The sequence below is a fragment of the Streptomyces thermocarboxydovorans genome (assembly GCF_039524635.1).
Taxonomy (GTDB): Bacteria; Actinomycetota; Actinomycetes; order Streptomycetales; family Streptomycetaceae; genus Streptomyces; species Streptomyces thermocarboxydovorans.
Genome location: NZ_BAAAGU010000129.1, coordinates 1 through 2,420, shown reverse-complemented (window position 1 = coordinate 2,420; position 2,420 = coordinate 1). Strand labels below are relative to the sequence as shown.

Annotated in this window: 1 protein-coding gene and 1 pseudogene; one reads left to right on the top strand and one right to left on the bottom strand. The window is 74.2% G+C overall.

Translation table 11 applies throughout. The annotated features are described in order from the left end of the window. Window positions 1-131: 131 nt before the first annotated feature. Window positions 132-1,160: a hypothetical protein gene (locus tag ABD198_RS30395; RefSeq protein WP_344007938.1), complete on the bottom strand. Its 1,029-nt coding sequence runs from the start codon at window positions 1,158-1,160 to the stop codon at window positions 132-134. A 363-nt stretch (window positions 1,161-1,523) separates the two neighbouring features. Between ABD198_RS30395 and ABD198_RS30390 the strand changes: the two are divergent. Beyond that, window positions 1,524-2,351 (top strand): annotated as a pseudogene (locus ABD198_RS30390) (beta-1,3-glucanase family protein); the annotation flags it as partial. Window positions 2,352-2,420 lie beyond the last annotated feature (69 nt).

The following is a 2,420-nucleotide window of genomic DNA, read 5'->3' as shown; positions in this document are numbered from 1 at the left end:
AAACGCATCCGCTGGGGCGGACGCCCCCTGGCCCCAGCAGCATGAAACCCGGCGAACCTATGCGGTCAGAGCACTAGCGGCACAGCCGCACTCTCCTCCGCCGGCTCCCGGGTGCTCGGCAGGCGTCCGGCCTACCAGATGAGGCACCAGTAGCCGCCGTGCTCCCCGATCCCGACGCGGCCGCCGTGCGGGACCAGCCGGGGATCCACCCCGCCCACCGAGGCCAGCGAGCACACCGGGTCGCCGACCACCGCGTTCCCGGCCATCCGCCGGGCGGCAGCCGTGGCCGCGGCGGAGGTGTACCAGGTGGTGGTCACGGCGGGCGCGCGGTCACCGGGGCTCGGCGCCACCGGCAGCGGGGGAGTGGCCGAGGGGCGCGGCCGGTGCGGGGGCGTGGTCGCCGCGGCCGTGGGCCGCGAAGGCCGAGCCGAGGGGGTGCGCCCCGGGGACCGGTCCGGCTTCGCGGTCGGCTTCGCGGGCTTCGCGGTCGGCTTGGGGGTGCGGCCGGGCGATGCGTCGGTCGGTGTCCGGCCGGGAGCCGGCGGCTTGCCCGGGGGACTCGTCCGCCGAGCCGGGGCGGTGGTCGCCTGGCGGCTCGGCGGAGCCTGCGGGGTACGGGCGGTGGCCGAGGCCCGCTTGCTGGGTGTCACCGGCCGCCGGGATGCGCCCGTGGCGGCCGGGCGGTCGCTGGGCCGGGCGGGCCGCTGCGTACCACCGGGCGCGGTGGGCCGGCGACTGGCGGCGGTCGTCCGGGACGGAGCCGTGCCCGCGTCCCGGGTACCCGGCGGTTGCTGCTGCGGGGTCCGTGCCCCGGCGGTGGGCCGGCCGCTCGGCGGGGCCTGTTCCTGCGTGCGGGAGGTGGACGTGGGGCGCCGGCCGGTCGGGGAAGGCCGGGAGGTGCGGTCCGTGGCCGTCGGCCGGGCCGACCGCGAGTCCGTCGGGGTCGGGCGCCTTGTGCGCGTCTCCTCCGGGCCGACCGTCCAGGTCGGCAGGGGATCGAGTGTGGGCAGGGCGATGTCGGTCGTGGAGGTCGGCTCCGGACGTGCCCCGTCGCCGTCCTGGGAGACCAGGGCCCACACGCCGACGCCCGCCAGGGCGAGCACGACGGCGCCCCCCGCGATCCAGGGGGCGCGCCGGGGCGGGCGTCGGTGACGGTTCATGGTTCTTACTCTGCTCTGCGATCACGACGGCCGCTCGTCGCCGCCGGCGGACCCGATCGAGCGGCGCGGCCCGCTCCACGAACGCGACGCCCCGCCGACTGCCGACCGCTGACAAGGACTCAGCGGGGGTGCGGCGCCCGGACCGGCCGCACGCCTGTGGCCGTACGGCGCCACAGTTCATCCTCCGGGACGTCCTCCGGATGGGTCAGGAACTCCCGGACGAACCGGTCGGACGCCCGCCCGATCCCAGCCCCTCTCCCATGTGACGGTTGCTTCCGAACCGTTGACAGGTGCACAACACGACGGGACTCTGAGAGCGCTCTCACGGCCTGCGATCGGCCATCACCGAAACGGAGACGGAGTATGCTTCGACTCATCAGACGCGTCCTCGAACGAAGGGCCGCCGCAGCGGGACCGGCCCTCGCCGCGCTCCTCGCCGGCACCCTCATGGCGGCCGGATCCCCGGCCACCGCCGAGGCCGCCGTCCCGGCGACCATCCCGCTGAAGATCACCAACAACTCCGGCCGCGCCGAGCCGCTGTACGTGTACAACCTCGGCACCGACCTCGCGTCCGGCCGCCAGGGCTGGGCCGATGCGAACGGCACCTTCCATCCCTGGCCCGCGGGCGGCAACCCGCCGACGCCCGCACCCGACGCCTCGATCCCGGGGCCGGCGCCCGGGCAGACGGTGACGATCCGCCTGCCGAAGTTCTCGGGCCGCGTCTACTTCTCGTACGGCCAGAAGCTGGTGTTCAAGCTGACCACCGGCGGACTGGTGCAGCCCGCCGTGCAGAACCCCTCCGACCCCAACCGCGACATCCTGTTCAACTGGTCCGAGTACACGCTCAATGACAGCGGGCTGTGGCTCAACAGCACCCAGGTGGACATGTTCTCGGCGCCCTACAGCGTCGGAGTCCTGCGGGGCGACAACAGCACCGCGACCACCGGCCGGCTCAAGCCCGGCGGCTACCAGGGTGTCCTCAACGCCCTGCGCGCCCAGCCCGGCGGCTGGGGCAACCTGATCCAGACCCGGTCCGACGGCACCGTCCTGCGGGCCCTGTCACCGCTGTACGGGCTGGAGACCGGCGCACTCCCGGCCTCCGTCATGGACGACTACATCAACCGCCTCTGGCAGAAGTACTCCACCGAGACCCTCACGGTGACCCCGTTCGCCGACCGGCCCGGCACTAGGGTCCGTCTTCAAAGATCGCTAGATGGTGGATCATGGTGGTGTGGTACGTCGTCATGAACTCACCGACCA

Bases quoted from the DNA above. Each gene is read 5' to 3' on its own strand.
- ABD198_RS30395 (WP_344007938.1), bottom strand. From the start codon at position 1,160: ATGAACCGTCACCGACGCCCGCCCCGGCGCGCCCCCTGGATCGCGGGG.